Raw genomic sequence first — 25,159 nt, 5'->3', positions numbered from 1 at the left:
ATTGTCTTTAACACGGTTAGAAAGTAAGATTGATGCCCACTGTATTTACTTTTACCTGCGGGTAGTCGTAACCGCTGGCGCTGTTGGCAGATTCAGGATCTACCCAGTTGTAAAACTTCGTGAAAGTGAGGATGTTCTGTCCGCTGTAGTACACTCTGGCTCCCTGTATGCCGGCACGTTTTAACCAGGCGGTAGGGAAAGTATAGCCTACCTGCAGGTTCTTTAACCGGAGGTAAGATGCATTTCTTACCCAGAAGGAAGATGGATTGGTAGAAGCATCGTTCTGCGTATAAGTGTTCCATAAACGAGGGAACTTATCGGTAGGATGTTCTGCAGTCCATCTGTCGAGCAGCGCAGAAGTAGGACGGCCGATTTTATCGCCTGCAGTACCCAGTAATGCGCCCTGTATGAAACCTTTAACGCCCGCTGCGCCCTGCAGGAATACGGAAACATCAAAGCCTTTCCAGCCACCACCCAGGTTTACGCCATAAGTTACTTTAGGGAAATAGCTACCCAGGTATACACGGTCATTACCGTCTATTACGCCGTCACCATTCTGATCTTTGTATTTCAGATCACCTGGTGCGATCTTGCCACCGGTCTGTTTTGCATGCTTATCTACCTCTTCCTGTGTCTGGAAAATACCTTCTGCCTGATAGCCGTAGTAAGAGTTTGCCGGATGACCTACTTTCAGATAGGTAGCGCCGGTAATAATCGGATCAGTGCCATCGAGATCCGTGATTTCGTTTTTAATGAAAGCCGCATTGGCGGTGATGCTGTAGGAGAAGTCACCTTTTTTCTCGTGGTAACCGGCTGCTACTTCCCATCCTTTGTTTCTCATAGTACCGGCATTCTGCACAGGTGCAATGAAGCCATAGGTGCCGCCTACAGGTACATTCAGGAGAATATCACGGGTATCTTTGATGAAGTAATCTACAGACAAAGAAATGCGGTTGTCAAGGAATCCGGCGTCTATACCAAAGTTGGTTGACTGCAGCGACTCCCAGCGGATATCCGGATTAGCGCCCATGACAGGGGAAATACCGCCGGCAATGCTGCTACCGAAGGTGTAGTTCTGCCCTGCGCTGATCACTGGGATATAAGGGTAGTTGCCCAGTTTAATATCGTTTTTCTTCACACCGCCGATGTCCTGGTTACCCAGTTGTCCCCAGGAACCACGCAGCTTTAACTGTGGTACAATATGTCTGGCTTCTTCGAAAAATGCTTCTTCGGAAATATTCCATCCGGCAGAAAAGGAAGGATACAATCCCCAACGATTTTGCGAAGCAAAACGGGAAGTGCCATCGTAGCGAAGATTAGCTTCCAGCATGTATTTGCCTTTGTAATCGTAGTTGATTCTGCCAAAGAAAGATTGCAGGGCTACTTCGTAAGCGGAACCTGTTGCCTGCTGACCATCAGTGGGTCCTGCATTCAGTTCACTCAGCTGGTTGTTGAGGAAGTTTTTGCGGTATCCCTGCAGGAAGCTATACTTCGTGTATTCGTGAGAGTAGCCACCCAGTATTTTGAAGTGATGATCTTTGATGGTTTTCTCATAATCCAGCAATGCCTGGAGCGTAATCACATTGTAGTTGTCATTAAAATCCGTGAGGGAGTTAGGTCCCTGATACAGTGTTGGATTGCCCGTTTTGGCATCGTAGTACTGAATATCTTTAATAAACTTTTTCGACTGCGTAAGGTCCATGGTATATCCCAGCGTAGGCTTGAAATGAAGCCCTCTGGCTACTTCCAGGTCAACGCCGGTAATGCCGAGTAGGCGGTGACGAAACTCTTTGTACTGTGCGCCGGATTCCAGCCATGCCATCGGGTTACCATCGTTGATATAACCGTAGTAGCCATTGCTGGTTTTGTAAGGTACGTTGGCGCCTATACGATTTGCTTGCCGGATCACCTGTGAAAAGTCACCTGTATAAGGGTTGGTAGGTTCCCGCATATCGGAGAGGGAATAGGAGATGTTGGCGAAAACGGATAGCCTGTCATTAATTTTGCTGTTAAGGTTCAGGCGTGTGTTATATCTTTTAAGGCCGGAATTTTTGATGATACCATCCTGTGCCAGGTAGCCCAGTGAAAACAGGTACTGTGTTTTGTCGCTGCCTCCGCTAAAGTCGAGGTAATGATTTTGCTGGTTGCCCGTACCGCTGAAAACAAGACCTTGCCAGTCGGTATTGGGATAATTATCCGGATCAGATCCGTTTTTTAAATTTCTCGATTTCAGCATCGGTATACCGTACGGGTCTGCCTTCGTTTTTTTGCACCTCGTTGAATAAGGAGGCAGCCTGCCAGGAGGGCAGGTAGTCGGGCAGATGTGTAGGTTTCTGTTTACCGAAATAACCATTGTAATGCACTCTTATGGTGCCGGCCTTTCCTTTTTTGGTAGTGATGATCACCACGCCATTAGCCGCTCTGGATCCATAGATGGCCGCAGACGCCGCATCTTTCAGTACGGAAATTGACTCAATATCATTAGGGTCTACGTTCGTCATGGCACTGGCGTTATCATCGTTGGTAGACATCACAATACCATCTACTACCACCATGGGGTTTTTATTGTTAAGCGTACCGATCCCCCTGATACGGATGCTGCCGGCATCTTTACCGGGTTGTCCGCTGGTTTGTGTAACTGTTACGCCAGGCATTGTTCCCTGCAATGCAGAAGCCACGTTGGTAACAGGACGGTCTTTCAGTTCCTTGCCGGTGATAGCACTCACCGCACCGGTGAGATTGGCTTTTTTCTGCGTACCATAACCGACTACTATTACTTCACTCAAACTGCTGGAACCACTGGCCATACTGATATTGAGTATGCCGGAGGCACCCGCTGCCTGCGCCATTTCATCATATCCTACTGCTCTGAAAATTAAGATAGAACCGGTGGTGATAGGCGCCTGTAAAGAATAGCTGCCATCCGGTTGTGTAACCGTGCCTTTGGTGGTGCCTTTCAGCAATATGGTGACACCTGGAATAGGGGCACCCGTACTTTTGTCTTTTACTGTTCCTGTAATGGTTTTGTTCTGCGCATGTGCTGCCCCGGCGAGCGCCAGCAGCAGTATAAGAAACCTGGTGAAGCGATACATTTATCGGAAGTTTTGGTTAATAAAAAAGCGATGTTGACACAAAAACAAAGTTGACTACAACCCTCGCCATTACCTCCAACTGGATTAACCGCTTTTAAAACTATTTTAACCATAGACTTATATTTATATGTTAATAGAGGTGAAATCAGTTTAAATATCTGAGATATCCCTTAATTTCAACGTATGAAAGCGCAGTTTATTGAAGTGGGTACACCCGCTACGAAGACGATTCATATTAAGAAAATCAACACCGACTATCTGCAATCTCCGTTTCATTTCCATGAGCTATGTGAGTTGGTATGGATACAGGAAAGCCATGGGCAAAGGATTGTAGGAGATCATATTGATCATTTCTTACCTGGTGACCTGGTGCTGATGGGGCCTAATCTGCCGCATATCTGGCTGAATGATGCCACCTTTCAGGATGCGCCGGTGAAAGGAAGTGTGAAGTCGATTGTGGTTTATTTTCCGGCTAACTTCCTGCAGCAGCTGTCGGAAGAAGAGGAAATTATTGCGCCCGTGAAGCGTTTGGTAGAAAGAGCGGAGCGGGGCGTGCGTTTCAAAGGAAATACACAACGGGAAGTGGTAAAGCTGCTCGCCGGGATCACCCGGCGTAAAGGGCTGGGCAAACTATTGGACTTTATGAAGATACTGGAACTGCTTACCGACTCCGCGGAATTTGAATACCTGAGCAGTATGCAGTTCGAAAATTCCTTTCAGCCCAAAGACACGGCCCGTATTAATGTGGTATACCAGTACCTGATGAATAATTTTTCGGGAGATATTTCCCTGCAGGAAGTATCCGCATTGGCGAATATGACGCCACCTGCTTTCTGCCGTTATTTTAAGAAACATACGGGTAAGTCGCTGACCCGTTTTATCAATGAAATAAGAATAGGTCACGCCTGTAAACTGTTACTGGAAGACGATCTTAGCATAGGAGAGATCTGCTATGAAAGTGGTTATCAGAATCTCACCAACTTCAATAAATTCTTTCGGAGCATTAAAGGAGAGAACCCCAGTCAGTACCGCAAATCTATGAGAGCATCTACAGGGAAAGAGTAGTCGTTTCGAAATTTTATTAATATCAAAAAAGATATTTGGAGCTATTTTGGGTTAAAAAAGTTGTGATCTTGATTAAATTAGTTGGATGATCCCGGGTAAAGGAGAAATATCTTTGAGTTATTTAAAGGTAACCTGAATAGCCATGGATAAATGGAAAAATGACGATGAGCTTTTTTCACTGATAAAAGCGGAACTGTTTACCGCAGTAGTTGGTGATGTAATGGATAAAATTGGTCTGCTGCGGCAGTTTTTACCGCCACAGATCCAACCCCTGGATACCGCTATGGTGGTAGTTGGACGGGCAATGCCGGTACTGGAAGCGGATATGATTTCCGGAGAACAGAGTGTGCATAATACGGTATTGCAACAACCTTTTGGTTTGATGTTGCAGGCACTCGATGACCTGAAAAAAAATGAAGTATACATTTGCTCCGGTTCATCGCCTGCCTATGCTTTATGGGGAGAGCTGATGAGTATCCGCGCTATGAAGCTGGGCGCCGCCGGCGCCGTGGTAAACGGCTATTCCCGTGATACACGGGGTATTTTACAATTACAATTTCCTGTATTTTCTTACGGACGTTATGCGCAGGATCAGGGTCCGCGCGGTAAAGTAATGGATTTCCGGGTGCCCATTGAAATGAATGGCGTTATTATACGTCCGGGTGATATCGTGGTGGGAGATTTAGACGGCGTTTGTATTGTGCCGCAGGAAGCCGCCACGGAAGTGTTCCATCTGGCGCTGGAAAAAGCGCGGGGAGAAAAAACGGTGCAGGACAGGATACAAAATGGAATGTCTGCCTCAGCGGCTTTTGCGAAGTACGGTATTATGTAAATGTTTAAAAACAAAATAGTGATAAAGAAAGGTGTTCTATTTGGATCCTGGTTATTATTAAGTCTGTCGGCGTGGGCACAAACCGAGGTGGCTAAATTTGATGTTCCCCGGTTGTCGCCACGACCGACTACTGTAAAAGGAGTAGCGGCGCCGTTGTTATCACTCAATGGTAACTGGTCGTTTTCAAACGGTGTAGCAGGTACTGGTGCGCCAATAGCAGTGCCCGGAGAGTGGGTGATGCAGGGATTTCAGCTGAATGAAGGTGATACAGCGATATACCGCAGGAACTTCCAGGTGCCGGCCGACTGGCAGGGTAACCGTGTTATGATCCGGTTTGATGGCATCAGCTCCTGGGGGAAAGTATTGGTAAACGGGAAAGTAATCACCGAACACGAAGGGGGCTTTGTTCCTTTTGAAGCAGATATTACGGACGCATTACAAGCCGGTGACAACCGGCTGGAAGTACAGGTACAGGCACTAACGGTATCGGACAAACTGGGATGCGTTTCGCAGTATGCAGTGCACACCGTGGGGGGCATCTTACGAAAAGCTACTTTATTTGTGCTGCCTGTTGCGAATATAAAAAGACTGGATGTCACTACCCGACTGAGCAAAGACTATACGAATGGTACCCTGGATATGAATATGCAGACCACCACAGCCAATGGGAATATGCACTATCGCCTAACAGATGCCATCGGTAAAACGGTACTGGAGAAAACACTGGCGCTATATCAGCCACAGGAATTACCGGTTGGCCGTATACAAACATGGAACCCTGAAAGTCCCTATCTGTATACCTTACAGGCAAGCCTTGTCCGGGATGGGCAGGTGCTGGAAACGGTTACACAAAAAGTAGGTTTCCGCGAAGTAAAAATAAGCGGTAGTCTTTTACTGGTAAATGGTAAACCCGTGAAACTGCATGGCGTAAACCGTCATGATGTACATCCTTTGCTGGGCCGTAGTATCACGCCGGAATTATCGCGGCAGGATGCGGAATTATTTAAGAAAGGTAACTGCAACTATATCCGTACTTCTCACTATCCGCCATCAGAAGAGTTCCTGGCGGCAGCGGATGAACTGGGACTTTTTGTGGAAAGTGAATCTGCTATCTGCTGGATACAGCACGGAGCTTCGCCGATATGGAAATTATGGAATTATAAAGATGAAAAATACCTGCCCTATTTTATCAGGGCAAACGTAGAAAAAGTAAATGCACAACGGAATCATCCCAGTATTATCATCTGGTCGCTGGCCAATGAATCGCTTTGGAGTCCTTTGTTTGTGCAGGTAAATGCCATCGTAAAAGCGATAGATCCAACACGGCCTACTACTTTTCATGATCAGTGCTGGGGTGGATTTAACAATGCGCATAGCCAGGCCGATATCGCCGTATATCATTACCCGGATATCAACGGTGCGGCGGCAACAGACACCATGAAACGCCCGGTATTATTCGGGGAATACGCACACGTTTCCTGTTATAACCGCCGCGAGTTGTTGACGGATCCGGGTATCAGAGCTGCTTATGGGGCGCCGCTGGCCAGGATGTATGATTCCATGTATCATCATCCCAATTGTTTGGGTGGTGCTATCTGGGCGGGTATAGATGATATCTTTCACCTGCCGGATGGTCGTATCGTTGGCTATGGTCCCTGGGGGCCGGTAGATGCATGGAGAAGAGAAAAACCGGAGTTTTACGGGATGCGAAAAGCTTATGCTCCGGTAGTGATAACGAACATGCAGGCGCCGGTGGTAAAGGGAAAACAATTGTTTCTGCATGTAGAGAACCGCTTTGATTTCACCACGCTGACAGCTGCCAATATACATTGCAGCATAGATGGACAAGCCGTAAAAATAACTGCAAACATTGCTCCGCATAGCGCCGGGATATTGCAGGTGCCGGTAAGTGCTTCTTCCGGAGTAGTGGATCTTTCTTTTACGGATCCTGCCGGTAAAGTAGTCAACGAAGAACGTATAACACTGCAAGCCGCACCGGTGGCACCTGCAACGGCACCGGTGAAATTAACCTTCACACAAAACGAGCAGGCATATACGATTCAACAGGGAGACCATACCTTTGAAATCAGCCGGTTAACAGGCATGATTGTATCCGCTAAAAAAGGGGAGCATACTATTTTGTCACAGGGGCCGGTATGGAGTGTGGTGCCGATGAACAGTGAAGATGGCGGAAAGCCCAATGTAGCCGGAGAAACGTATCAGAATAATATCTACCCACTGAAAAATTATCCGTTGTATACCCTCTTTGCTACTTCATTGGAAATAGCAAAGAGCGATAGCGGGATTGTTGTCAAAGAAGCCGTTACGTATACAAATGCAAAAGGAATGATCCAGTATCATTTCCGGCCGGATAACAAAGTAAGCATGACCTACGAAATGCAGTACCGGGGTGAAGATTCCCTGCCACGGCAATATGGAATGCTATTACAGTTGCCAGCCACCTTTGACCACCTGAGCTGGACACGTAAAGGCAGTTTTTCTGTTTATCCGGCAGATGATATTGCCCGTAATGAAGGGAGTGCTACTTTGCAGGCGCAGCCTATCAATGGCGTAGAGCCCTGGGGAAAAGTGCCGGCAGGTAAATGGAAAGATGATGCCAACGAAATGGGCAGCAATGATTTTCGTTCTACCAAACGTCATATCCTCCTGGCTTCCCTGAAAGATGCGGCCGGTAACGGGATTACCATTGTATCGGATGGGCATCAGTCGGCTCGCAGCTGGCTGCAGGATGCACACCTGCAATTGCTCATTGCTGACTATAGCAATAACGGGTCTGAACCTTTTTATGGCTCGCCGTTCACAGATAAGCAACATAAACTGCCATCACTTGTTAAAGGTGAATTGGTATTTACAATAGATTAACTGATTAGTATCATGAAAATAACTGATGTTAAGGTATGGCTGGTAGAAGGGGTGAAGTACAACTGGACCCTGCTGAAAATTTACACAGATGAAGGCTATACCGGTGTGGGAGAAGCCACCAACTGGCCGGGCAGCCCCATTGTATATCATGCTGCCAAACATGTAGGGGAGCGCATCATCGGGATGGACCCTATGCGCACAGATTTTATCTGGACCAAACTTTACCGCGACCTGAACTGGATAGGCCCTTATGGTGCGAGTCTTTGTGCCATCAGCGGTATTGATATGGCCCTGCTGGATCTGAAAGCGAAAGTATTGGGGGTGCCTTGCTACGAATTGCTGGGCGGCGCTTTCCGCAAAGATATTTTGCTGTATGCCAATTACTGGTTTATGGGTGGTGCACATACTCCTGAAGACTATGCAGCACAGGCATTACAGGTAAAAGCAGCTGGTTTTACCGGGTTGAAATTTGATCCTTTCGCCCACGTCAATTATTTTTATGGGGAGGACTTATCTTCCAATCTAAACCTCAGCGTAGCACAGCAGGACCTGGCTTTCGATGTGAGCAAGGCCGTGCGTGATGCGGTAGGTCCGGAGTTCGATATCATGATAGAAACCCATGCTATGCTCAATTTCAGGGTAGCGGTGAAAATGGCGCAGCGACTCGCCGCGTTGGATATTACCTGGTATGAAGAGCCGGTAGGTCCTGAAAGTGCGGATACGCTGAAAGCTGTAAGGGAGCGACTACCGGGCAATGTAGCCATTTGTGTGGGAGAGCGGCATTATACCCGTCATGGGATCCGGCAGGTGTTGGAGAAACAGCTATGCGATATTATTATGCCTGATATCACCCGCTGTGGTGGTCCTTCAGAGATGAAACGGATGGCCACCATGATGGAAGCATATAATGTATTGCTGGCGCCGCATAATCCTAACGGACCTTTATCTACCATCGCCAGCGCGCATGTATGTGCTTCGGTGCCTAATTTCTTCCGGCAGGAGTTTATGTTTAATGATGTGCCCTGGAGAGATACGGTGATCGATCACCCTATCAAAGACATGATCAGTGATGGGCATTTGCATGTATCAGATCGTCCGGGCCTGGGAGTAGACCTGGTAGAAGCAGAAATGGAAAAACATCCGGGCATCTTGCAACCCCGTCCCGGATTTTATGTTTAATAAATTATGGCATTACAAATATCATTATCCGGAAAGGTAGTCCTGGTATCCGGTGTAACCTCCGGCATAGGGAAAGGCATTGCGCAGATGATGGGTGTGGCTGGTGCGAAGGTGGCAGGCTGTGGGCTGGAAACAGCTGATAGCCCTGCTGCCCGGGCTTTCCTCAGCGGACTGCAGGCAGCAGGCGCAGAAGGCATGTATACGCAAACAGATGTAACCGATGCCACACAACAGGCCAGCTGGATAGCAGCTGTATTGGCTGCCTGGGGGCACCTGGATATCCTTGTGTCCAATGCCGGCGCCAATTTCTTTGAGGGTGCGGCCAACTGTTCAGAAGACAGGTGGCAGCAAAATATGGAATTGAACCTGTCGGCGCACTGGCGGTTATGCAAACTTTGCCGCCCTTACCTGGAAGTGGGCGGACAGGGCGTCATTATCATTATCAGCTCTAATCACGCCAATGCTACGTTGCCGGGATGCTTCCCTTATAATGTCACCAAGACGGCGTTAACGGGGCTCGTAAGAGCGCTGGCGATTGAATGGGGGCCAGCGGTAAGAGTAGTAGGACTGGCGCCTGGATTTATAGATACGCCGGGCAACCAGCAGTGGTTTGCTTCTTTCCCTGATCCGGCGGGTGAGCGGGCGCGTACCGAACAACTGCATCCGGTGAAACGGATTGGTACGCCTGAAGAGGCCGGCGCCTGGTGCGTTTTCCTGGCAGGGGAGTACGGTGGTTTTGCGGCGGGAACTACGTATTTGCTCGACGGCGGAAGATCAGCGTTGCTGCAGGATGTGACGTGATAATCATCCGACATCAGTATTCATAAAAAAAGCCGTCTGCCAGGTGATCCCTGCAGACAGCTTTTTTTTACATTGGATGAAATGAATAGGGTATTCAATGTCTTCCATGTCCGCCACCACCGTGACCGCCACCACCAACACGTCCTCCGCCGCCACGGGCCATACCGCCACCTGACATATGTGGCTGGTGTTGCATCGCTACCTGGCGATTGCCGCCACCACCGTTGTTAAAATGATTTTCTCCCCGGGGCGCATTAAAATGATTTTGTTCGCCACCTGCATTATTGAAATGGTTGCCGCGATTCACATTATTAATATGGTTTTGCGCTGCGGCATTACCAGGCTGATTAAAATGATTTTGTTGTCCGCCTCCATAGTTCCCGTCAGATAGCGTAGTTCCCTGTCTCACCTGGTGGTTGCCCACATGTCCGTTATTTCCTGCGCCCACCTGGTTTCTGTTGAGTCCGGCCCTTTGTTCGTGCGATAACTGTTCGGAAGTAGCTTGTATATGGTGATCACGCATGGCTACCTGTTCTTCGCGGCCGGGTCTTGCGGTAATGCCACCAGGTCCGTTGAAGCTGCTGTGGTTATTGACAACTGTTCTGTTGTTGATATAAGTATTATTAACGTAGGTGTTATGAATCACGGTGGTATTGATATTCGAATACGCGGTGTTGTAATGGTAGGCATTACCCCGCCACATACCGCCATAGAAGCCGGATCCACCGTAGCCATAGCCGTAATTAACACCGCCGTAAAATCCTACGTGAGGACCCCAGTAGCCGCCATGCCAGCTATAAATGCCACCTACAAATCCCCAGTAACCTGGGGTCCAGAGCACCCCAACGCGTGGCGGCCGCACCCATACACCTGGTATCCAGTAATAACCTGCAGGTCCATACGCCCAGTAACCCGGCGTCCAGATATATCCGTCGTACGGACAAGGTGGTTGGGTATATACCCGCAATGGAGGAGGAGCCACCCGGATGGATACACCAACACTTATCTGCGCATATGTTGCAGATCCGGTTCCCGTTACTGCTGCTAACAACAGTAAGGCAATGATGACCTTTTTCATGATTCAAATTGCTTATTCCTGATCTTGGACGGCATTGCAACAAAGAAGTTTAAAAACTAATCATCGCTGATGTGGCAGGAAAAAATACGCAGGTGGTGAATGAGCTGTCTGCTGCTTATTTGGACTGGTTGAAACAAACCGGCGTAGTGTAATAGGATAAAATAAAACCGGCTTCTTTTTTTGATAAGAAGCCGGCGAAATAATATGGAAGTGTTGACATTTGCTTTTACAAGATCGTCAGGTTCTTAGCCTTGTAAGGCTGTAGTTCAGGACTATCAGCGGGCAGTTCAGTAATCAGGTAATGGATATCCTGCAGGTCTGCTATTTTCATCTTCATAGAAGAATTCAGTTTCTCCGAAATAGCCAGTATGGCTACTTTATCGGTCGCCTTGATCATTGCTTTTTTTACCTGTATGGTTTCCCAGTCCGAATCCGTTAAGCCATTCACCGGATCTATCGCGTTAGTACCAATGATACAGAGATCTGCTTTGATGTTGGAAAGATATTCAAATACTTCCCCGCTTACTGTCATCTGGCTATAGGCAGAGATTTGTCCGCCAATCACAATCGTCTTTATCATCGGCTTGTCAAGTAGCTCTACAGCCGTGAGTACGTTTACCGTAATAAAGGTAGCACGCAGGGTGGCCGGAATCTTTTTAATGAACTCCCGGATGGTGGTACCGCCACCAATCAGTACAATCATATCGTTCCAGAGTAGCTGCAGCGTTTTTTCTGCAATCACCAGTTTATTGTTCTGTGCATAGGTCTTTGATTCATGACCATAATGGTAGGCAATAGACATGGCGCCCCCCTTGATCTTCACTACTTCCCCGTCATCCGCCAGCTCATTTACATCGCGCCGGATGGTATCTTCTGACACATTGATCAGGCCTACCAGTTCGGTGTATGTAATACGGGTGTGGATGTTCACCTGTTGTATAATTAACTGCTTCCTCGCTTTTTTAGTGAGTGAAACAGGAGGAAGCTGATCCTGCGTGTTAGTACTATCCATAGCGTTGCGACGATTCAAAGGGTGATGATAGTTAAAAATCCCAGCATTTGCAAAGATTCGGACTGCCGGGTAAAATAATACTAGCGCAAAAATATAGGTTCATCCCTGATTTTGCACTTTTATTACAAGAAATAATTTTTCTGCAAAAACTATAAATTAATAAAATGTTAATAACCATATAGTTAATATCTTAATGATTTCTTGTGGGTGCATAATTTGCAATTATTATTTGCAAATAATTTGCAGAAATGAATGTATTGTCTATTTTAGAGCAGTATTTCCGCATTATTTGAAAGAACTATCAACCAAACCACAATGATGAAAAATGTCATAAAACTGACAACTTTCACAAAACTGATTTTGCCTGTAATCGGCTTATTGTTTTGTCTTGGAAGTAAAGCTCAGACACCTGCCAACAAGCCATCATCCATTTCCGGTACTGTAAAAGGTCCGGATGGACAACAAATTATTGGCGCCACTATTTCCCTGTTATCTGCCAAAGGAGTAGGTGCTGTTACTGATGCAGAAGGAAAATTCACCTTACGCATTCCTGCTACACATCCGGCAGATATTACCCTTGCCGTTAGTTATATAGGGTATGAAAGGAAAGAAGTAAAAGTAGCGCCCGGACAGGCACAAGTCAACATTCAGCTGGAACTGGCATCCAAAGCACTGGGAGAATTGGTAGTAACGGCGTTGGGTATCAAAAAAGAGAAAAAAGCGCTGGCCTATGCAGTTACAGAAGTAAAAGGAAGCGATTTTACCCAGGCACGTGAAATCAATGTGGCAGATGCCTTGACCGGAAAAATTGCCGGCGTAAACTCTGCCAGTCTTGCTGCAGGCCCGGGTAGCTCCAGCCGTGTAACCATCCGTGGTACTGGTTCACTGAATGGAGAAAGCCAGCCACTGTATGTAATCAACGGGATGCCTATCGACAATACCACACAGAGCGTTCCTGCCAGCGGCAACGGTGCTATTGGTCTAAACAGTGATCGTGGTGATGGTATCGGCGGTATTAACGCGGATGATATTGAATCCATTACGGTACTGAAAGGCGGTCCTGCTGCTGCGCTCTATGGCGCCCGTGCCGCCAACGGTGTTATCCTGATTACGACTAAGAAAGGCGTAAAACAAAAAGGTATTGGCGTGGATTACAATACCACCTTTACCGCGGAAACACCTGCTATTCTTCCTGAGTGGCAATATGAATATGGTTCCGGCCAGAACGGTGCCAAGCCAACAGATAAATCGTCTGCCATCAGCGCTGGTCGCTTGTCATGGGGACCTAAAATGGATGGAAGCAATGTGGTGCAGTTTGATGGTGTAAGTCGTCCTTATTCACCACAGAAGAATAACATCAAGAATTTTTACAGAACCGGTAACACCTTTACCAATACGGTTTCTTTTTCAGGTGGTAACGAAAGCACTACTTTCCGCGCCTCCCTGTCAGACATGAATAACCATGGTCTGGTTCCTAATCAACATCTGAACAAAAAGATATTTTCTGCCAGCGTAAACTCCAACCTGAGCAAAAGGCTCGCCGTAGAAGCATATGCACAGTACAATGTGGAAAAAGCAGAGAATAGAACCGGCGTATCTGATGCACCCGGTAACCTGAACTGGAGTACTTATATGCTGGCCAACACGGTTGATATCCGCAATATGAATCCAGGCTATGGTAAAGATGGTAATGAAGTAAAATGGAACCCTTCCGACTTTGCCGGTAATCCTTATTTCATCCTCAACAAATTCGAGAACAATGATAACCGCAACCGCTTTATCGGTAATGTGAGCATCAAATATAATATCCTGGATAACCTCTTCATCCGTGGCCGTGTAAACCATGACTATACGAATGCAGGTTATGTAGGTGTAGTCCCTTCCGGTACTGCCTATGCATCTGATGGATTTTATGCGCAATCCAGCACCGCTATCACAGAAACGAATAGTGAACTGACCCTGAACTACCAGGCTAAGCTGAGCAAGGACTTTGGTTTAACGGCCATGGCCGGTGGTAACCAGCGCAAAGGTAAATCTGATGCCATCATTTTTGACGGTAAGGGCTTCTTTGAACCTGGTTTTTATGATCAGTCCAACGTGAAAAATTTAAGCGTTAAAAATATTAACCAGCGCCAGGCAACCAACTCGGTATTCGGATCAGTAGATCTGTCTTTCAGAGATCTGTTGTTCATTTCAGCCACAGGGCGTAATGACTGGTTCTCTACGCTGTCTCCTAAAAAGAATAACATTTTCTATCCTTCAGTGGGCGCCAGTTTCCTGCTGTCAGAAGCGGTGAAAATGCCATCCTGGGTAAATTATGCAAAAATAAGATCATCCTGGGCACAGGTAGGTGGTGGTGCACCTTTGGCTTATGCACTGAACCAAACTTATAGCATGGTACCTGGTGGCGGACATCTTGGTCAGCCATTACAAACACCTACACAAACAAATGGTGTTGGTTCAGGTTTGCTGATTGCGCCTAACCAGGATCTGAAACCATTTACCTCCACTACTACAGAGTTGGGTGTGGAAGGTCGTTTCCTGAACAACAGATTGTCAGCAGACATTACGGTGTACAATCGTAAAACAACGGATGATATTATGCAGGCAGCTATTTCTCCTGGCTCAGGGTACAACTTTGCTTACCTGAACGTAGGTGAAATGAGTAACAAGGGTATTGAACTGATGTTTTCAGGTACACCGATTAAGAAGAAAGATTTCTCCTGGGAAGTGAGCTTTAATGCGGCTTATAATAAAAACGAAGTACTGAAACTGAATGATGGTCTTGATAAATTGCAACTGGATGCGGCAGTAAACAGCTATGCTTTCCTTTTTGCAGAAGTAGGTAAGCCTTATAGCATGATCAAAGGATTTGGTGCCAAGAAGAATGCACAAGGTCAAACCATCTATAATAAAAACAACGGCTACGAAGTAACGGAGCAAAAAGATCTGGGAACAGGTATTTCTCCATGGACGGGCGGTATTACCAATAGCTTCCGCTACAAACAGTTTAACCTGAGCTTCCTGATCGACGGTAAATTCGGTGGCTATGTTTATTCCGGTACCAACCTGTATGCTACCCGTTTCGGATTGAATAAAATTACCCTGCCGGGCAGAGAAAACGGATTAACTGTAACAGGTGTGGACACAGATGATAAGCCATTTTCCAAAACGTTTACTTACAGCACCGGTTTGCAGCAGTATTATGACAACTTCAAGAATATCTCTGAGAAATTTGTGTATGATGCGAGCTTCATTAAATTAAGGCAGGTAGTTATCAGCTACAACATTCCAGCGAACACACTGGCTTTTGCGAAAGTGCAGTCAGCCACCGTTTCGTTCGTTGCAAGGAATCTCTTCATTCTGTATAAGAACACACCGAATGTGGATCCTGAGTCTGCCTTCAGCAATTCGAATGCACAAGGTTTTGAAATGTTCGGTGTACCACGTACCCGGAGTTATGGTATCAACCTGATGGTAAAACTGTAGTTCACTCTTTAAAAAATTACTCATGCAACGATTTGCCAGATATAAATTTATATTACTCCTGGGGGCAGTATTGGGACTGTCATCCTGTGATAAAGGATTTGAAAAATTAAATACAAATCCAAACGCTTCTACCAAGCCTAACGTCAACTTTCTCTTTACCCAGAGCCTGTTGAAAGGTAACCTGGTATACGACAGGGCTTATTTCTATACTTCTTACCTGCACTGTGGTAATTATGTGCAGCACTTTTCCATTGCAAAAGAAATCGGCGGGTCAGGTGCAGGGGATAAATATGCCGTGAATGACTTCTATCAGAGTTTTTACTACCGTTATATTTATACCAATGCCATTCTCACACTGCAGGAAATTATCACGGCGCTGAAAGATCCTGCTATTGCCGGAGATAATGTAAATAAACTGTCGGCCACCCGGATATGGAAAGTATTGCTGATGCAGCGTATTACAGATCTTTACGGAGACGTACCCTACTCAGAAGCAACCCAGGGAAAGAACAGTGTGTTTTTACCAAAGTATGATGCGCAGGCAGATATTTACGCAGACATGCTGAAAGAGCTGGATGAAGCCATCAAAGCATTTGACGCCAGTAAGGCTACTTTCGGTCCTGCGGATCTTTTATTCAAGGGAAATGTAGACCAGTGGAAGAAATTCGGTTACTCCTTGATGCTGAGAGTGGCTATGCGTACCAGCAGGGTAACAGACGGAAAAGTAGTGGCTAAGGATTGGGTACAGAAAGCAGTTGCCGGCGGTGTAATCCTGAACGGAACAGACAATGCCGTACTGGCATATAGTGATGGTCCGCAGATCTACAATAACAACCCGGTGGCCTTTGAGCTGGTTGGACAGGATTACAGCCTGAACTCCCATGGTGCAGATAACATTGAGTGGGGTAAATACAGCAAGACATGGATTGATTTTCTGAAAACGAACAATGACCCCCGGTTGGGCGTAGTATCCGTGGTGTGGAATAATAATAAACCTGATACGGCTGCTGCTATCCAGAAAGGAATGCCTAACGGAACAGATAAAAAGACGGCTGATTTTGTTACTTATTCCGAACCTAATCCGGCGACTGTTTTAAATAACGCGGCACCTTTGCTGTTATTAACCAACGCCGAAACCAATTTATTACTCAGCGAAGCTGCCTTACGTGGCTGGATTACCGGTGATAAAGCACAATTCTATAAAGATGGCGTAACGGCTGCATTAAAGAACTGGTCGCTGTTTGGCCCGGCAGGTGTAATATCCGGCACTAGGATCGATAAATACGTAACAGACCATCCGTTTAATGCAGGTGGTACTGTGGATGCGCAGATGAATCAGATCCATACGCAATTCTGGGCAGCATTATTCCTGGACGAACAGGAAGCCTATGCTAACTGGAGACGTACCGGTTTCCCTGTACTGACACCTGTTAACTATGTAGGTAATGCTACCGGAGGAACTATTCCCCGTCGTTTACCTTATTCAGTAGCGGAACAGGGCATCAACGGTGCACATTACCGCGAAGCTGTTGGTAGACAAGGAGCAGATTTATTAACAACCAGAGTTTGGTGGGATAAATAATTATGAAAAGACTATTGCATGTATTCATTCTGACAGGTGTTTGTAACATAACGATGTCACAAAGGAAAGAGGCTGCCGCAAAGGCAGCCTTGATTCCTTTGCCGGTAACAGCGGCTTACAACACAGACAGCTTTTTTATTACCCCGCATACCCAACTGCTGGCGGATCCGGGGAATGAAGGCGCCGCGGCGCTGCTGCAGGGATATTTCCTGGAACAAACCGGGAAGGCGCTGCCCTCAACAGTTATGTTGCCAGCCAACGACCAGGTATTGCCATTGAAAAATGGGAACAACCGTATCGTTTTGCGTACCGATACCATCCTGGTAAAACAGCCGGAAGAATACCTGCTGCACATTACAAAAGAACAGGTGACTATCACCGCGTACGATGCTACCGGCATCATACATGGTATTGCCACCCTGCGGCAGTTGTGGCAGCGAAAAGGTGCTGCTACGCTGGCTTTGCCAGGTGTAGTGATACGTGATTATCCCCGCTTTGGTTACCGGGGTATGCACCTGGATGTGAGTCGTCATTTCTTTTCGGTAGACTTTATCAAACAGCTTATAGATCAGCTGGCACTGTATAAGATCAACAATTTTCACTGGCATCTGACAGATGATCAGGGCTGGCGAATTGAACTAAAAAAGTATCCTAAACTACAATCTGTAGCCGCCTGGCGTGATCAGACGATGATAGGACACAAGAAAGAATTACCCCATCAGTTTGATGGAAAGAAATATGGCGGATTTTATACCACGGAAGAAGTAAAAGCAGTCGTTGCCTATGCCGCCGCGAGACATATCAACGTGATTCCGGAAATTGAAATGCCTGGTCATGCACTCGCCGCCCTCACAGCTTATCCTGAGCTGGGATGTACCAAAGGGCCTTATAAAACAGCACAGTTCTGGGGCATCTTTGATGATGTTTTTTGTGCAGGCAACGACAGCACTTTCACCTTCCTCGAGGATGTACTCGATGAAGTGATGGTATTATTCCCATCTACGTATATCCATATAGGTGGTGATGAATRCCCGAAGGTAAGATGGGCGCATTGCCCTGCCTGTCAGCTACGCATAAAACAGGAGCACCTGGCAGATGAACACGAATTACAAAGTTATTTTATCCGGAGAATCGGTAAATATATCAACAGTAAAGGGCGAAAAATAATAGGCTGGGATGAAATACTGGAGGGTGGCCTCGCGCCCGGCGCTACCGTGATGAGCTGGAGAGGAGTGGAAGGTGCCGTAACAGCCGCCAGGCAGCAGCACCATGTGATCATGACACCTGAAGATGAATTGTATTTTGATCATTATCAGTCTTTATATCCGGAAGAGAAAACAGCCGCCGGAGGATATACGCCACTGGAAGAAGTATATGACTACGATCCTTTGCGTGCCGCCGGCGACACCACTTTGCTGCCTTATATTGCCGGTATGCAGGGGCAGGCATGGAGTGAATACCTGAATACGGTGGAGCAGGCGCAATACATGATTTTTCCCCGTATGCTGGCCATGGCAGAAAGAGCCTGGTCGCAACCATCCGTGAGGGATTATCCTGATTTTTGTAAGCGCCTTAAAGCGCAGCAGCCATTGTTGCAAGAACTGCATATCAATGCTGCCGGTAACTTTGAAGAAATCAATTATACGGCAGACAGCCTGGCAAAAGGACAACTATACATCTCTCTGCATTCTTCTGATAATACCGCTATTATTCGTTATACCACAGATGGCAGTATACCCGGAGCGCAAAGCAGTATTTACAAAAAGCCGATATTGTTGACAAAGAGCAGTACGATCAAAGCGGTTTTGTATCAGCAGCATCAGCATACCAACAGGTTATTTCAACAGTCGTTTTCAATAAATAAAGCCACCGGTGCCCGCATTACTTTAAAGCAGGCGCCCAATACAAAATACACCGGCGATGCCAGCTTACTGGTAAATGGTATTGCAGCATCTAACCGCTACAACGACGGACAGTGGCTGGGTTTCAGCAACCGTGACCTCGAAGCAGTGATTGACCTGGGCAGTGAACAAGTGATTCAACAGGTAGGAGCTAATTGCCTGAACTATCATTGGCAGAAAATGTGGCCTCCGACAGCGCTGGAATTTGAAGTGTCCGCAGATGGGGTGCATTTCACGCCGCTGGCCACTGCTACTTCTTTCCCGGTAAACGGTATCAATGAAATACGTTTACCTGTGAAGCCGGTGAAAACAAGGTATGTAAAAGTGTTAGCCCGTAATAAAGGAGTGATCCCCGCCGGCGAGTATGGCGCGGGTGGAAACAGCCAGTTACTGGTGGATGAAATTAATATTGATTAAGCTTTTAGCTATTAGCTTTTAGCTGTTAGTAAATGCAGCGGAGATGATGTGGTCTTACACCTGCGTTTTATAGCTAGAAGCTGATAGCTAACTGCTAAAAGCTATTTTTGTTGACTATGTCTTTTTTGATTGTATTACTATGCATGGGGGTGCTGATTGTTTTGCTAACCTGGGGCAAGCTGAATGCTTTTATTGCCTTTCTGATTGTATCCGTGCTGGCAGCCTTATTGTTGGGCATACCGGCGGATAAGATTCCAGCTTCGCTGCAAAAGGGTATAGGCGACACCGTAGGAGGACTGCTGATCATCATCGTGCTGGGTGCTATGCTGGGTAAACTGGTGGCAGAAAGCGGCGCTGCGAGGCAGATTGCTAACTCGCTGATGCAGGTATTCGGAGAAAAATATATGCAGTGGGCATTGCTGATAGCAGGGTTTATCATTGGTATTCCATTATTTTATGGCGTTGGCTTTGTGTTGATGGTGCCATTGATCTTTTCGGTGGTGTACCAGTATAAATTGCCTGCGGTATATATTGGATTGCCTACACTGGCAGCTTTATCCATTACGCATGGATTTCTGCCGCCGCATCCTTCACCTACCGCGTTGGTAACACAGTTCAATGCCAATATGGGACTTACGCTGTTGTATGGCCTGGCTGTGGCGATCCCGGCATTGCTGCTGGCAGGGCCGTTCTTTGCCCGATACCTGAAGAATATGCCCTCCACACCATCGAGCTTATTTCAGCAGCAGGAGGTTAGTGACACGCCGCTGCCGGGAAAAAGTAATAGTTTTATGACGGCCTTGTTGCCGGTATTCCTGCTCATAATTACTACCTTACTGGCTCATTTTTTCAGCGGAGGGAATGAGACCACTCATCGCTGGATATTATTTGCAGGCGATGCCACGGTCGTAATGTTGTTTGCTTTGCTGATCGCCACGTTTTCATTGGGTATTTTTCAGCAAAGGCCGGTGAAGAAGATCATGAATATTTATGCAGACGCGATCAAAGACATCGCCATGATCCTGTTGATCATTGCGGGTGCAGGCGCGCTGAAACAGGTGCTGGCAGATAGTGGGGTTAGTCTTGAAATCGCCACTGCTATGCAGTCCTGGCATATTCCGGTATTGGTACTGGGTTGGTTAACCGCTGCCATCATCAGGGCTTGTGTAGGTTCTGCCACTATTGCCGGTATTACAGCGGCAGGCATGATCGCCCCACTGATGTTACAGGGACATGTAAACCCCAACCTGATGGTATTATCCGTTGGTGCCGGCAGCCTGATGTTTTCCCATGTAAATGATGCGGGATTCTGGATGTTTAAAGAGTATTTCAACTTAAGTATAAAGAATACGTTGTTATCATGGTCGGTCATGGAAACGATAGTAGGAACAGCAGGACTTTTCGGTGTCCTGATTTTGGACAGGTTCGTATAAGGTATTCTTCTCCCGAAAAATAAAAAAGCAGCATAACCAAATCATATATTAAGAACATTAAAACAGCAACTATGGAAAACAATCATGCAGAAGAGAAATTAGCAGCCCTGGGATTGGTATTGCCCCCGGCGCCTGCGCCATTGGGTGTTTATAAACCATTTCTTATAGATGGTAAATACCTGTATCTCTCCGGTCATGGTCCTGTGCAGCATGATAAATCACTGATCATTGGCCGTATCGGAGATGCACTGGATATGGAACAGGGTAAACTGGCGGCAAGACAGGTTGGTTTAACCATGCTCTCCACCATTAAAACCCATGTTGGTAGCCTGGATAAAGTGAAACGCGTTATCAAAGTATTGGGTATGGTGAACTGTACACCGGACTTTGAGCGTCATCCATATATTATCAACGGTTGTAGTGAACTGTTTGCGGCCATCTGGGGTGAAGAGAATGGAGTAGGGGTTAGAAGTGCAGTAGGCTTCGGTTCTTTACCGGATAATATCCCGGTAGAAATAGAAGCTTTGTTTGAATTATACTAGACAGCGGTTGATTTGTATATTTGGATATTTAGCGGGTATGTTTCAGAAAAAGACTACTTTTTGAAGCAGTTCACTGAATATCCAGATATCAAAATAAATAAATGATGCAAAAACCGGATGGTAACAAGGGTCTTCGGGTAACAGCCTTCGGGGAATTTTTGCTGCGGCTGCACAGTAATGGGGGCAAACGATTTCAGCAAACAGACGGATATACCGCTTACTATGCAGGTGCGGAAGCAAATGTATGTGTGTTGCTGGCCAGATTGGGTATGCAGGCAGATTATATCAGCCGTGTGCCGGACAATGACCTCGCAGCAGCCGGTGTACAACAGTTGAGAAGTCATGGTGTAAACACTGATAAAATATTGTATGGCGGTGATAAGCTGGGCCTGTATTTTACAGAGCCAGGCAACAGCATCCGCCCTACCAGGGTGATCTATGACAGAACAGGCACGGCTTATGGGGAGTTACAGAAAGGGCAGATCAACTGGAAAGAAGTCTTCGCCCATAGTAATTGTTTTCATTGGTCAGGTGTAGCGGCGGCAGTATCTGAAAGTGCGGCGGAAGTTTGTGCGGAAGCGCTGGAAGCTGCGCTGCAGGCGGATATTATGATCTCATCAGATTTTAACTACCGCTCCAAGCTATGGAAATATGGTAAACACCCATCTGCCATCATGCCGGCGCTGCTACAACATAGTGAGGTGACGGTAGCCGATCTGGATGCAGTGAAAGTCTATTTTGACATTGACACCGACCCTGCATTGCCGTTGGAACAAAGATTTGAGGAGTGTTATACTGTCCTGCGCTCAAAAATGCCCCGTCTTAAAACATTGGGCATGAGCTTCCGGCAGGTAAAAGACCAGCAGCTATGGTACACCGGCGCGTTGGCACATGAAGGGCAGTTTTATTACGGAACAGGATTTCCTCTGACGGATATCACCGACCAGATTGGTACGGGTGATGCTTTTACAGCCGGGATGTTATATGGTCTCCTGAATAATTATCTCCCGCAACAAGTCATCGACTTTGCTACCGCCTGCGGCGCCATCAAACAAAGTATCCCGGGTGACTGGGCGATTGTGAGCCGCACGGAAGTAGAAGAGCTGATGAAGAACGGTATGTCCGGAAGAATTGTACGCTAAATAATGAAATAACTATGTTTACGATAGATGCACATCTGGATCTCAGCATGAACGCAATGGAGTGGAACAGGGATCTGCAACAGCCTGTAACCGCTATCCGCGCAAGGGAAGCCGGACTAACAGACAAGCCGGATCGCGCCAAAGGAGTAGTAGCGTTTCCGGAACTTAGAAAAGGAAATATCGGATTGGTGGTAGCCACCCAGATAGGACGCTATGTGGCGCCGGACAATACATTGCCTGGCTGGCACTCGCCGGAACAGGCATGGGCGCAAACACAAGGGCAGCTATCGTGGTATAAGGCCATGGAAGATGTGGGAGAGATGATTATGATCAAAGACCGGAAAGGGCTGGAACAGCATTTACAGCTCTGGAATGACGGTACCCCCAATGATAAAAAGCCTATTGGTTATATTCTGAGCCTGGAAGGAGCCGACTCCATCATTAATTTAAAATACCTGGAGCGCGCCTACAATAAAGGATTGCGTGCTATAGGTCCAGCGCACTATGGTCCCGGGCGTTATGCCAATGGCACAGATGCGACCGGCCACCTGAATGAACAGGGACGGCAGCTCATCAAAGAAATGGAGCAGCTGAACATGATCCTGGATGCCACCCACCTCTGTGATGACGCCTTCTGGGACGCCATGGAACTGTTTAACGGGTCCGTGTGGGCCAGCCATAATAATTGCCGCGCACTGGTGAATCATAACCGGCAGTTCAGTGACGACATGATCAAAGTGCTTATTCAGAAGGGCGCAGTGATTGGTGGTGCACTCGATGCCTGGATGATGGTGCCGGGTTGGGTACGCGCACAATCCACTCCGGAAGCCATGGGCTGTAACCTGGAAAAAATGATCGATCATATGGATCATATCTGCCAGATTGCCGGCAACGCCCTGCACGTAGGCATTGGTACCGATCTGGATGGCGCCTTTGGTAAAGAGCAATGTCCATACGACCTGGAAACCATTGCAGATATGCAGAAACTACCAGATTTGCTGGCTAAAAGAGGCTACAGCACAACAGATATCGAAAACGTGATGCACGGTAACTGGCTGCGCTTCCTGCGTAATGCCTGGAGGGATTAGCGCAGATTTTTGTCTTTGTGCAGGATTATACTGATTTAGATGACTATATAGTAGGATTTAAAAGATGTTGGGAGATGATAGCGGAATATTCGCTATCATCTCCCAACATCTTTTTATCTACTAAAGTCCTAAAAACAAAAATCCGGTAAATCAATAAATTCGCTTTCATCCTGCCCCAGAAAAACTTAATTTGCGCGCATGAATTTTCTCGAGGTCTCCAATATCAGTAAACAACAGCACGGTGCTTATATTCTAAAGGATGTCAGCTTTACACAACAGCAGTTTCAGAAAATTGTTATCGCGGGTGAAACCGGTTCCGGTAAGAGTTCGCTGATGAAAATTGTAGGGGGGATGGGGCAGGCCGATTCCGGGACGGTGATGTTTGAGGGTAAAAGAGTAAAAGGAGCGCTGGAAGTATTGATACCAGGGCATCCTGGTACGGCCTACCTGTCGCAGCATTTTGAATTGCGGAATAATTACCGGGTAGAAGAAATTCTCTCCTATGCCAATAAGCTCACCGACGAAGAGGCCGGAGAAATATATGATGTCTGCAAAATATCACATCTCTTAAAAAGAAAAACAGATCAGTTGTCTGGCGGAGAAAAACAGCGTATCGCCATAGCCAGACTGTTGATATCCTCTCCCAGACTGTTTTTGCTGGATGAACCATATTCCAACCTGGATATGATCCATAAAAGTATCCTGAAAAATGTAATCAGTGATATGGGCGAACGGCTGGGCATTACCTGTATGCTGATTTCGCATGATCCCCAGGATATACTGCCCTGGGCAGATGAGATACTGGTGATGAAAGACGGAGAAATTGTACAGCAGGGAACTCCTCAACAAATTTATAACCAGCCGGTGAATGAGTATGTAGCCGGATTGTTTGGTAAATATAACCTCATCACTCCCGGCAACGCCGCCATACTGGAAGGGTTGCCCGGCATTACGCTGAACGGTAAAAATATCTTTGTCCGTCCGGAAGATTTTAAAATTGTGCGTACAAAAAAAGATGCTGTCAGTGGTAAGGTCCTGGAGCTTAACTTTTACGGCAGCTACCTTGAAGCAGAAGTGGCGTTGGGAAAAGAAGTCCTGACCATTAAAACAACGGATACCCGGCTCAAAAAAGGCGCCACGGTAAACGTAGGTGTAGCACCGGAAATGGTGTGGTACTTTTAAGGCTTCATTCCCATAATGCTTTTGCCCGCAAATCCGTTATAGGGCTTATTTTTCAGCATCACCCAGGTTCTGTCGTAGGATACTGCGTAATGTACAATGACCACTATCGCGAGCCATAAACTTTGTTGCGGACGGCCCAGTACTCTTAATCCATATACCGCCAACCCAAACAATATCCATTCGAGGAGGAGTCTTAATGGCCCAGGAATGGCTATCGGCGCCGGTTTTGGATCATTGGGAATGCGGAAGTTGCCCCAGAGCACCGCCGCTATCAGTGGAAACCCCGCCGCCAGCACATAACGCAGCCAATCGGTGCCCAGGTGCCAGCCCCAGCAACCCAATACAATCAGCATAATGATTTCAAGTACAAAACGAACGGCAAGGTTGACGGGGTGAGTGTTCATGGTATAGTTTGTTTCAAATTAAATATTTTTCGATTAA

18 protein-coding genes are annotated in these 25,159 nt (G+C 46.8%); 13 read left to right on the top strand and 5 right to left on the bottom strand.

The genetic code is table 11. The features are described 5' to 3' along the window. Positions 1–16: 16 nt before the first annotated feature. Both AC1DP6_RS25600 and AC1DP6_RS25595 read right to left on the bottom strand, forming a co-directional pair. Entirely contained in the window at positions 17–2,236 is a 2,220-nt protein-coding gene (locus AC1DP6_RS25600; RefSeq protein ID WP_477057389.1) for a SusC/RagA family TonB-linked outer membrane protein, read from the bottom strand. Beyond that, on the bottom strand, positions 2,202–3,092 hold the full coding sequence (locus AC1DP6_RS25595; protein WP_477057388.1) for a TonB-dependent receptor plug domain-containing protein: 891 nt from the start codon (positions 3,090–3,092) through the stop codon (positions 2,202–2,204). The genes AC1DP6_RS25600 and AC1DP6_RS25595 overlap by 35 nt, the downstream gene beginning before the upstream one ends. A 183-nt stretch (positions 3,093–3,275) precedes the next feature. Between AC1DP6_RS25595 and AC1DP6_RS25590 the strand changes: the two genes are divergently transcribed. The 5 genes from AC1DP6_RS25590 to AC1DP6_RS25570 all read left to right on the top strand — a co-directional run bounded on the left by AC1DP6_RS25590 (position 3,276) and on the right by AC1DP6_RS25570 (position 9,852). Continuing rightward, on the top strand, positions 3,276–4,157 hold the full coding sequence (locus tag AC1DP6_RS25590; protein WP_477057387.1) for an AraC family transcriptional regulator: 882 nt from the start codon (positions 3,276–3,278) through the stop codon (positions 4,155–4,157). Positions 4,158–4,299: 142 nt separating this feature from the next. Next, positions 4,300–4,989 carry an RraA family protein gene (locus AC1DP6_RS25585; RefSeq protein WP_477057386.1) on the top strand — a complete coding sequence of 230 codons (690 nt, stop codon included), beginning with the start codon at positions 4,300–4,302 and terminating at the stop codon, positions 4,987–4,989. Between the two features lie 18 nt (positions 4,990–5,007). Beyond that, positions 5,008–7,872, top strand: coding sequence for a glycoside hydrolase family 2 protein (locus tag AC1DP6_RS25580; protein WP_477057385.1), 2,865 nt, complete (start codon positions 5,008–5,010; stop codon positions 7,870–7,872). A gap of 12 nt (positions 7,873–7,884) precedes the next feature. Further along, on the top strand, positions 7,885–9,051 hold the full coding sequence (locus AC1DP6_RS25575; protein ID WP_477057384.1) for a mandelate racemase/muconate lactonizing enzyme family protein: 1,167 nt from the start codon (positions 7,885–7,887) through the stop codon (positions 9,049–9,051). Between the two features lie 6 nt (positions 9,052–9,057). Beyond that, the gene (locus AC1DP6_RS25570) at positions 9,058–9,852 is read left to right on the top strand and encodes an SDR family NAD(P)-dependent oxidoreductase (protein ID WP_477057383.1); all 795 of its coding nucleotides are present in this window, start codon (positions 9,058–9,060) and stop codon (positions 9,850–9,852) included. A 94-nt stretch (positions 9,853–9,946) separates the two neighbouring features. Here the strand turns inward: AC1DP6_RS25570 and AC1DP6_RS25565 are convergent, their stop codons facing one another. Together AC1DP6_RS25565 and AC1DP6_RS25560 are read right to left on the bottom strand one after the other, a co-directional pair. After that, on the bottom strand, positions 9,947–10,930 hold the full coding sequence (locus tag AC1DP6_RS25565) for a YXWGXW repeat-containing protein (RefSeq protein WP_477057382.1): 984 nt from the start codon (positions 10,928–10,930) through the stop codon (positions 9,947–9,949). A gap of 226 nt (positions 10,931–11,156) precedes the next feature. Further along, a complete protein-coding gene (locus tag AC1DP6_RS25560; protein WP_477057381.1) occupies positions 11,157–11,942 on the bottom strand; it encodes a DeoR/GlpR family DNA-binding transcription regulator in 786 nt (261 codons plus the stop codon). 315 nt (positions 11,943–12,257) lie between these two features. Here AC1DP6_RS25560 and AC1DP6_RS25555 point away from each other — a divergent pair, with 315 nt between their 5' ends. From AC1DP6_RS25555 to AC1DP6_RS25520, 8 genes are all read left to right on the top strand, one after another. Beyond that, complete coding sequence (locus tag AC1DP6_RS25555; protein WP_477057380.1) at positions 12,258–15,431, top strand: SusC/RagA family TonB-linked outer membrane protein; 3,174 nt, start codon at positions 12,258–12,260, stop codon at positions 15,429–15,431. Between the two features lie 22 nt (positions 15,432–15,453). Next, positions 15,454–17,013, top strand: a complete 1,560-nt coding sequence (locus AC1DP6_RS25550; RefSeq protein WP_477057379.1) for a SusD/RagB family nutrient-binding outer membrane lipoprotein — start codon at positions 15,454–15,456, stop codon at positions 17,011–17,013. A gap of 2 nt (positions 17,014–17,015) precedes the next feature. Continuing rightward, entirely contained in the window at positions 17,016–19,331 is a 2,316-nt protein-coding gene (locus AC1DP6_RS25545; RefSeq protein WP_477057378.1) for a glycoside hydrolase family 20 protein, read from the top strand. Between the two features lie 116 nt (positions 19,332–19,447). Then, positions 19,448–20,764: a gluconate:H+ symporter gene (locus AC1DP6_RS25540; protein ID WP_477057377.1), complete on the top strand. Its 1,317-nt coding sequence runs from the start codon at positions 19,448–19,450 to the stop codon at positions 20,762–20,764. Between the two features lie 71 nt (positions 20,765–20,835). Then, entirely contained in the window at positions 20,836–21,306 is a 471-nt protein-coding gene (locus AC1DP6_RS25535) for a RidA family protein (RefSeq protein ID WP_441576100.1), read from the top strand. 101 nt (positions 21,307–21,407) lie between these two features. Further along, positions 21,408–22,448 carry a PfkB family carbohydrate kinase gene (locus AC1DP6_RS25530; RefSeq protein ID WP_477057376.1) on the top strand — a complete coding sequence of 347 codons (1,041 nt, stop codon included), beginning with the start codon at positions 21,408–21,410 and terminating at the stop codon, positions 22,446–22,448. 14 nt (positions 22,449–22,462) lie between these two features. Continuing rightward, positions 22,463–23,536, top strand: a complete 1,074-nt coding sequence (locus tag AC1DP6_RS25525) for a dipeptidase (protein ID WP_477057375.1) — start codon at positions 22,463–22,465, stop codon at positions 23,534–23,536. A 198-nt stretch (positions 23,537–23,734) separates the two neighbouring features. Continuing rightward, the gene (locus AC1DP6_RS25520) at positions 23,735–24,718 is read left to right on the top strand and encodes an ABC transporter ATP-binding protein (RefSeq protein WP_477057374.1); all 984 of its coding nucleotides are present in this window, start codon (positions 23,735–23,737) and stop codon (positions 24,716–24,718) included. Here the strand turns inward: AC1DP6_RS25520 and AC1DP6_RS25515 are convergent. Continuing rightward, the gene (locus AC1DP6_RS25515; RefSeq protein WP_477057373.1) at positions 24,715–25,122 is read right to left on the bottom strand and encodes a YrdB family protein; all 408 of its coding nucleotides are present in this window, start codon (positions 25,120–25,122) and stop codon (positions 24,715–24,717) included. The two genes, AC1DP6_RS25520 and AC1DP6_RS25515, sit on opposite strands and share 4 nt — an antisense overlap. Positions 25,123–25,159 lie beyond the last annotated feature (37 nt).

The organism is Chitinophaga sp. 01L420 (genome assembly GCF_056399985.1).
This window is presented reverse-complemented; position numbering and strand designations above follow the sequence as displayed.

Excerpts from the sequence above, each read along its gene's own strand:
- AC1DP6_RS25600 (WP_477057389.1), bottom strand. The coding sequence starts at position 2,236 with ATGCTGAAATCGAGAAATTTAAAAAACGGATCTGATCCGGATAATTAT.
- AC1DP6_RS25560 (WP_477057381.1), bottom strand. The coding sequence starts at position 11,942 with ATGGATAGTACTAACACGCAGGATCAGCTTCCTCCTGTTTCACTCACT.
- AC1DP6_RS25530 (WP_477057376.1), top strand. The coding sequence starts at position 21,408 with ATGATGCAAAAACCGGATGGTAACAAGGGTCTTCGGGTAACAGCCTTC.
- AC1DP6_RS25595 (WP_477057388.1), bottom strand. The coding sequence starts at position 3,092 with ATGTATCGCTTCACCAGGTTTCTTATACTGCTGCTGGCGCTCGCCGGG.
- AC1DP6_RS25535 (WP_441576100.1), top strand. The coding sequence starts at position 20,836 with ATGGAAAACAATCATGCAGAAGAGAAATTAGCAGCCCTGGGATTGGTA.
- AC1DP6_RS25540 (WP_477057377.1), top strand. The coding sequence starts at position 19,448 with ATGTCTTTTTTGATTGTATTACTATGCATGGGGGTGCTGATTGTTTTG.
- AC1DP6_RS25590 (WP_477057387.1), top strand. The coding sequence starts at position 3,276 with ATGAAAGCGCAGTTTATTGAAGTGGGTACACCCGCTACGAAGACGATT.
- AC1DP6_RS25570 (WP_477057383.1), top strand. The coding sequence starts at position 9,058 with ATGGCATTACAAATATCATTATCCGGAAAGGTAGTCCTGGTATCCGGT.
- AC1DP6_RS25525 (WP_477057375.1), top strand. The coding sequence starts at position 22,463 with ATGTTTACGATAGATGCACATCTGGATCTCAGCATGAACGCAATGGAG.
- AC1DP6_RS25550 (WP_477057379.1), top strand. The coding sequence starts at position 15,454 with ATGCAACGATTTGCCAGATATAAATTTATATTACTCCTGGGGGCAGTA.
- AC1DP6_RS25555 (WP_477057380.1), top strand. The coding sequence starts at position 12,258 with ATGATGAAAAATGTCATAAAACTGACAACTTTCACAAAACTGATTTTG.
- AC1DP6_RS25575 (WP_477057384.1), top strand. The coding sequence starts at position 7,885 with ATGAAAATAACTGATGTTAAGGTATGGCTGGTAGAAGGGGTGAAGTAC.
- AC1DP6_RS25565 (WP_477057382.1), bottom strand. The coding sequence starts at position 10,930 with ATGAAAAAGGTCATCATTGCCTTACTGTTGTTAGCAGCAGTAACGGGA.
- AC1DP6_RS25520 (WP_477057374.1), top strand. The coding sequence starts at position 23,735 with ATGAATTTTCTCGAGGTCTCCAATATCAGTAAACAACAGCACGGTGCT.
- AC1DP6_RS25585 (WP_477057386.1), top strand. The coding sequence starts at position 4,300 with ATGGATAAATGGAAAAATGACGATGAGCTTTTTTCACTGATAAAAGCG.
- AC1DP6_RS25515 (WP_477057373.1), bottom strand. The coding sequence starts at position 25,122 with ATGAACACTCACCCCGTCAACCTTGCCGTTCGTTTTGTACTTGAAATC.